This window comes from Novosphingobium resinovorum (assembly GCF_036352595.1).
Taxonomy (GTDB): Bacteria; Pseudomonadota; Alphaproteobacteria; order Sphingomonadales; family Sphingomonadaceae; genus Novosphingobium; species Novosphingobium resinovorum_B.
On sequence record NZ_JAZFAX010000045.1, the window covers coordinates 23,360 to 29,628 of the forward strand.

8 protein-coding genes are annotated in these 6,269 nt (G+C 67.0%); all 8 read right to left on the reverse strand.

The features are described from left to right. Positions 1-63 precede the first annotated feature (63 nt). Positions 64-390, reverse strand: a complete 327-nt coding sequence (locus tag V2S85_RS24255; RefSeq protein WP_330705373.1) for a YnfA family protein — start codon at positions 388-390, stop codon at positions 64-66. A 14-nt stretch (positions 391-404) separates the two neighbouring features. Beyond that, positions 405-1,028, reverse strand: coding sequence for a MarC family protein (locus tag V2S85_RS24260; protein WP_330705364.1), 624 nt, complete (start codon positions 1,026-1,028; stop codon positions 405-407). 298 nt (positions 1,029-1,326) lie between these two features. Further along, positions 1,327-2,016 carry a hypothetical protein gene (locus V2S85_RS24265; RefSeq protein ID WP_330705365.1) on the reverse strand — a complete coding sequence of 230 codons (690 nt, stop codon included), beginning with the start codon at positions 2,014-2,016 and terminating at the stop codon, positions 1,327-1,329. Continuing rightward, positions 2,013-2,903, reverse strand: a complete 891-nt coding sequence (gene folD / locus V2S85_RS24270) for a bifunctional methylenetetrahydrofolate dehydrogenase/methenyltetrahydrofolate cyclohydrolase FolD (protein WP_330705366.1) — start codon at positions 2,901-2,903, stop codon at positions 2,013-2,015. The genes V2S85_RS24265 and folD overlap by 4 nt, the downstream gene beginning before the upstream one ends. Then, positions 2,903-3,199, reverse strand: a complete 297-nt coding sequence (locus V2S85_RS24275; RefSeq protein ID WP_330705367.1) for a YggT family protein — start codon at positions 3,197-3,199, stop codon at positions 2,903-2,905. The genes folD and V2S85_RS24275 overlap by 1 nt, the downstream gene beginning before the upstream one ends. A 271-nt stretch (positions 3,200-3,470) precedes the next feature. Next, positions 3,471-4,046 carry a hypothetical protein gene (locus V2S85_RS24280; RefSeq protein ID WP_330705368.1) on the reverse strand — a complete coding sequence of 192 codons (576 nt, stop codon included), beginning with the start codon at positions 4,044-4,046 and terminating at the stop codon, positions 3,471-3,473. Between the two features lie 62 nt (positions 4,047-4,108). Continuing rightward, complete coding sequence (argB, locus tag V2S85_RS24285) at positions 4,109-5,008, reverse strand: acetylglutamate kinase (protein WP_330705369.1); 900 nt, start codon at positions 5,006-5,008, stop codon at positions 4,109-4,111. Positions 5,009-5,192: 184 nt separating this feature from the next. After that, positions 5,193-5,855 carry a queuosine precursor transporter gene (locus tag V2S85_RS24290; RefSeq protein WP_330705370.1) on the reverse strand — a complete coding sequence of 221 codons (663 nt, stop codon included), beginning with the start codon at positions 5,853-5,855 and terminating at the stop codon, positions 5,193-5,195. Between the last annotated feature and the right edge of the window lie 414 nt (positions 5,856-6,269).

Genomic DNA, 6,269 nt, shown 5'->3' on the forward strand with positions numbered 1-6,269 from the left:
GTCGTTGGTTGCGGGGAGGTTAGAGCCGCGCGGAGCCCCGGCAAGGCGCGGGGGCGATGATTGCTAGCCCTTGTGCGGCGCCAGCAGGATCACAGCGGCACCCAGCAGGCACAAAGCCGCACCCAGCAGATCCCAGCGGTCGGGACGCACGCCTTCGACCAGCCACAGCCAGGCCAGCGCCGAGGTGATGTAGATGCCGCCATAAGCCGCATAGGCCCGCCCCGCCTGCGAGGTGTCCACCAGCGTCAGCAGCCAGGCGAACAGGACCAGCGATACGCAGCCGGGCACCAGCCACCACACCGCCCTGCCCATTCGCAGCCATGCCCAGAACGCGAAGCAGCCGCCGATCTCCGCCAGCGCGGCGAGGACGTAGACGAGAGCGGTCTGCATCGCGCCGCCCATCGTCACGGCAGCAGCGTCGCCTTGACCCCGTCGATCACGTATTGCGCCGCGAGCGCCGCCAGCAGCACGCCGAGCAGGCGGGTGATGACCGCCTCGACCTTGTCGCCCAGCACCTTCATCAGCGGCCCGGCAGCGGCAAGCGCGGCGAAGGCGAGCAGCATGACCGAGACCATCGCGGCCAGGATGGTGAGCGTCTGCGAGGTGCCGTGCGCGCGGCTGGTCAGCAGCATCATCGTCGCGATCGAGCCGGGCCCCGCCAGCATCGGCATCGCCATCGGGAAGATCGAGACGTCCTCCACCTCGGGCGTGGCCTTGATCTTCTCGGCCCGCTCCTCGCGGCGCTGGGTGCGCTTTTCGAAGACCATGTCGATGGCGATCATGAACAGCATGATGCCCCCGGCGATGCGGAAGGCATCGAGTTCGATGTGCAGCGCGTTGAGCAGCGCCTTTCCGAACAGCGCGAAGACCACCAGGATGATCGCCGCGACCACGCAGGCCCGCGCCGCCATGGAGACCGCCTGCGCCCGGCTCGCCCCGGCGGAGAGCCCGGCGTAGATCGGGGCGCAGCCCGGCGGATCGATGACCACGAAGAGGGTGACGAAGGCGCTGAGAAAAAGCTCGTACATCGGCCCTATCCTTAGGTCGTAAACTCATAAACGGCACCATCGAGGCGCCGGAATGGCGAACAACTCGGGCCGAAGGGACCGCCGGACGGGCTGGTTGCCCGTCCAAGGGCACTTCGGTTCGAGATGGAAGCCATTCCGGCGTCCCGAAGGGATTTACCTTGCGGTGAACTGCGTTTGACCAAAATGGCCCAGCGCTGCGTCCGCAGGTCTTGAAATATCGACATATTCCTTCGCCCCGCCTCCTTGCGCTGAGCCATTTTGCCTCAAACCTCGATGGTGCCGTTTATGAGTTTACGACCTAGCCTTGCGGCGTCACGTTGTCCTGCACGATCGTTTCGAACGCGGTGCCGTTCCACATTTCCACGCTGACGCTGCGCGCGTCATTGCCGCTCAGCACCGTGACGTGCCAGCGCAGCGTGCCGTCGAGCGCGTTGCCGCCCATGAAAGTGCGCGCGTCGGCGGGCGGGCTCACCGCCGGGGGCGCGTCCGGCCGGCGCCCGCATTTCGCCACCCGCGCGGCGAGCATCTCGGGCTCCTGCGGCGCGCTCGGCAAGGTGTCGCCGTGGTCGAGCACCCAGCGGTACTCGCCCTTCTTCTGGCGCTTCCAGATCGTGGTGTACCAGCCGACGGTGCCGTCGGGCTTGTGCCAGGCGCCCTTGGTGACGCCGAGCGTGCCGTCGCAGCTCATCCATACCTGGTGCGGCTCCCACTGCACCGGCGCGGCCGGATCCTCCTGCCGCTTGAGCCAGATCTGCGCCTGCACTTCCTGCGGCACGAACATCAGCGCCTCGTCGTCGGCGAACTTGGCGAAGGCCTTCCACTGGCCCTTCTCGCGGGCCATGCGGGCGAAGGCGATCTCCTCGGCGACGAGGGCGCTGGGATTGGCGGTGCCCGCGCCGACCGGCAACGGGCGCCGTGATCGCGCATCGGCCTGGACCGTGGCCGCGAGCGCCGCCGCCAGCCCCAGACCGATCGCGATGGTCCTCAAAGAGCCGCCTCGTCGAAGGCCAGCGAAGCGTTGCGGTGCGCGGCGACCACGGTGTTGCGCAGCAGCACGGCGATGGTCATCGGCCCCACCCCGCCCGGCACCGGCGTGATCGCGCCCGCAACCTCGGACGCAGAGGCGAAGTCGACGTCGCCGACCAGCTTCGTCTTGCCTTCCTCGGCCGCCGGAACGCGGTTGATGCCGACGTCGATCACGGTCGCGCCGGGCTTGAGCCAGTCGCCCTTCACCATCTCGGGACGGCCGACGGCGGCCACCACGATGTCGGCACGGCGCACCACCTCGGAGAGATCCTTGGTGCGGCTGTGCGCGACGGTGACGGTGCAGCTTTCGGCGATCAGCAGCTGCGCCATCGGCTTGCCGACGATGTTGGAGCGCCCGATAACCACCGCATCCAGGCCCGAGAGCGAGCCCAGCCGGTCCTTCAGCAACATCACGCAGCCCAGCGGCGTACAGGGCACGAAGCCCGGCAGGCCCGTGGCCAGACGGCCGACGTTGACGACGTGGAAACCGTCGACGTCCTTGTCCGGGTTGATCGTGGCGATCACCTTCTGCTCGTTCATGTGCGCGGGCAGCGGCAACTGGACGAGGATGCCGTCCACCGCCGGGTCGGCGTTGAGCTGCGCCACGACCGCCAGCAGCTGCTCTTCCGAGGCATCGGCGGGCAGCTTGTGCTCGAAGCTGTTCATGCCGGCCGCGACCGTCTGCTTGCCCTTGGAGCGCACGTAGACCTGGCTGGCCGGGTCTTCGCCCACCAGCACCACCGCGAGGCCCGCCTTGCGGCCGGCCTTGCCCTCGAACTCCGCCGCCGCCGTGGCGACGCGCGCGCGCAGGCTTTCGGCGAAGGCCTTGCCGTCGATGACCTGCGCCATCAGTACGCCGCCGCCGCCGCGAGGTTGCCGAAGATGATCTGCAGGATCTTGAGCGCGATGATGAGCACCATCGGCGAGAAGTCGATCGCGCCGGTATTGGGCATGATCTTGCGGATCGGCCGCAGCATCGGCTCGAGGATCGCGTTCAGCGCGGTGTAGAGCGCCGAGACGAACTGGTTGTGCATGTTGACCACGTTGAACGCGATCAGCAGTCCGAGCACGAACTGCACGATCACCACGAAGACGATGATGCTGATGAGATAGTCGATGATCTGGTAAAGCGTGAGGAACAGCAACGCCGGCTCCCTGAAAGCGAGGAATGCCGCGCTGATAGCCGACCACCCCGCTCCGGGGCAAGGGCGCGTCCACCGAAGATGGATGCAGATCGACGGGGAGCAGGCACTGCGTCCGGACGACGGGGCTTCGACAAGCTCAGCCTGAGCGGGATCGGGAGGTTACACTAACCCCGTTCGCTCCGAGCGATATCGGGAAGTCACGCCAAGCCCGCTCACCCTGAGCTTGCCGAAGGGTCACAGCGCCCCCCTCGAAGCCGGGCCGAATCTGCGCTCACTGGGTAAGGGTCGAGGTCCGCTCGATCCGCCAGTTGAGCTGGTTGGCGCTCGCCCCCGGCACGTCGTTGACGCGGCGCAGGACGATGGTGCCTCGCTTGGAGGGCCGTTCGCCGCCGAAATCGACCACGATCGGCGCCTCGTAGTAGAGCGAGCCCGCCGCGCTCGCCATGTCGCCCTTGCCGACGGCAAGGCGCGGACGGGCGCCGCCGAACTCGTTCTCCAGCGTCTGCGGGGTCATTTCCGCGTCGAGGCTCCAGGCCTGGGCCGCCGCCGGCCAGTCGCCCGTGCGCACGGCGCTGACGTAGTAGCGCAGCAGCCGCTCGGGATCACGGCGCTCGGCGAGTGCGGCGGTATCGAGCCGGCTGGCCGCCGGAGACGCCGCGGAAGTACCGTCGTCCACCGGGCCACCAGCCGATCCGGCATCGACCACCGCATCGCTGGCGCCGACGTCGGCGCTCGCGCTGTCGAGCACGGCCGGATCCTCGCCCGCCTTGCCGCAGGCGGCCAGCGCCAGCAGCGAAGCGGAAATCAGGCCGAAGGTCAGGCCGTTGAGGGCGGGCTTGGTGCGCATGTGGTCCGCTGTACCTTTCTTTTCGTGGATCCCCCCCACGCCAAATTGTCCCAGGTTGCGGATCAGCCTGCGCGGATCAGCGTGCCTGCACCTTCCTGCGTGAATATTTCCAGCAACATGGCATGCGAAACCCGTCCGTCAAGGACGACCGCCGCCTCGCAGCCCGCCTCGACGGCATGGATGCAGGTCTCGAGCTTGGGAATCATCCCGCCGGAAATCGTGCCGTCGGCCTTCAGCCCCTCGATCGCGGCGGGGGTGAGGTCGGTCAGCAGCTGGCCCTGCTTGTCGAGCACGCCGGGCACGTCGGTCAGCAGGAACAGGCGCGAGGCGCCCAGCGCGGCAGCGATGGCGCCGGCCATGGTATCGGCGTTGACGTTGTAGGTGCCGCCGTCCGGCCCCGCCGCGATCGGGGCGATCACCGGGATCATGCCCGCGCCCGAGATCGTCTCGATCACCCTGGTGTCGATCTTTTCGGGCTCGCCGACGAAGCCGAGGTCGACCGCCTGCTCGATCAGGCTGTCGGGATCCTTGCGGGTGCGCTGGACCTTGCGCGCGGTGACCATGCCGCCGTCCTTGCCCGAGACGCCCATCGCCTTGCCGCCGGCCTTGGCGATCCAGCCGACGATCTCCTTGTTGATCGCGCCCGACAGGACCATCTCGGCCACTTCGGCGGTCGCCTTGTCGGTGACGCGCAACCCGTCGATGAACTGGCTCTCGACCCCGACCTTCTTGAGCATCGCCCCGATCTGCGGCCCGCCGCCGTGGACGACGACGACGTTGATGCCCACCGCCTTCAGCAGCACCACGTCCTCGGCGAAGTCGACCGCCTTCTCGGGATCGCCCATCGCGTGGCCGCCGTATTTCACCACGAAGGTGCGCCCCGCGTATCGCTGCATGTAGGGCAGCGCATCGACGAGGGTTTCGGCCTTGGCGAGGAGAGCGGAATGATGCGGATTCGACATGGAGGCGCTAATACGCCCCCGCGCGAAATTTTGAACCCGCTTTCCGATGAATTTTCGGTGCAATCGTGCGGTTTATTGCACGAGCCTCACCCGGTTTGGCCTGCCCCTTCGACAAGCTCAGGGTGAGCGGGGTTGGAGCGCCGTCTAAATCCCGCTCAGGCTGAGCCTGTCGAAGCCCCCGCCGTCAGGCGTCAAGCTTGCGGCCCAGCTTCACGAAGAACCAGATGAACGGCGGCACCATGATCGTCGAGAGCACCAGCTTCGAGATGATCTGGCCTTCCATGATCTGCACGATCGGCAGCCCCGTGCCGACGAACGAGATCGTGATGAACAGCACCGTGTCGATCACCTGCGACAGCATCGAGGCGATCCACGCGCGCACCAGCAGCAGGCGGCCCGCGCCTTGCGAGAGCTTCGCGAAGATCAGCACGTTGAGCGTCTGCGACACGCCGTAGGAGATCAACCCGGCGAACTGCATCCGCGCGCCCTGCCCCAGCAGGCGGGCATAGGCCTCCTGGTCGTTCCAGAACGACGCCGGCGGGACGACATGGATCACAAAGGTCAGCAGCAGCATCGAGACGATCAGCGGGATGAACCCGAAACGGACCAACCGGTTGGCGGTGGCGGGCCCATGCAGTTCGGCGACGGCGCTGGAGAGCACCACCAGCAGCAGGAACGCGAAGATCCCCGATTCGACCGCGAGATCGCCCAGCACCGGCCAGTGCCCGAGCGAGGCCAGCTTGGTCCCCAGCACCCCCGCCAACACGACGAGGCCGCCGTAGAGCAGCGAGAAGACGAAAAGCGAGCGGGTGATGACGGGCGCGTGCCCCTGCGCGGATCGATCCATCGGCCTGCCTTAACCGGCAAAGCGGCGTTGCACTAGGGCGTTTGCGGCACGAGGATGGGGAGAAAGTGGCCAATGAAATGCGGCACGGTGCCCGATAGGGATGGATACCAGACCTGTCCCGAAAAGCTTCGTCATCCTGAACTTGTTTAGCTGCGCTGGCCTTCGGCTCAGGATCCATCGGGCAGTTGGTGCCGGTATGTTGCCGCAAACTGCTATCTCGGTTCGCTGATCACAAAACCGAGCTATCGGCTTGATGGACCCTAAAACAAGTTCAGGGTGACGGCGGATTTGGGTGGGAAGCTGTCGTCAGTTCCTCCCCGGCACGGGGAGGGGGACCACCCGCAGGGTGGTGGAGGGGCACCCTCGGTTTGCATGCCATCGCGTTGATACGCTTCCCAATGCCCGCCGATCGAG

Excerpts from the sequence above, each read along its gene's own strand:
- V2S85_RS24255 (WP_330705373.1), bottom strand. The coding sequence starts at position 390 with ATGCAGACCGCTCTCGTCTACGTCCTCGCCGCGCTGGCGGAGATCGGC.
- V2S85_RS24260 (WP_330705364.1), bottom strand. The coding sequence starts at position 1,028 with ATGTACGAGCTTTTTCTCAGCGCCTTCGTCACCCTCTTCGTGGTCATC.
- folD (WP_330705366.1), bottom strand. The coding sequence starts at position 2,903 with ATGGCGCAGGTCATCGACGGCAAGGCCTTCGCCGAAAGCCTGCGCGCG.
- V2S85_RS24280 (WP_330705368.1), bottom strand. The coding sequence starts at position 4,046 with ATGCGCACCAAGCCCGCCCTCAACGGCCTGACCTTCGGCCTGATTTCC.
- argB (WP_330705369.1), bottom strand. The coding sequence starts at position 5,008 with ATGTCGAATCCGCATCATTCCGCTCTCCTCGCCAAGGCCGAAACCCTC.
- V2S85_RS24290 (WP_330705370.1), bottom strand. The coding sequence starts at position 5,855 with ATGGATCGATCCGCGCAGGGGCACGCGCCCGTCATCACCCGCTCGCTT.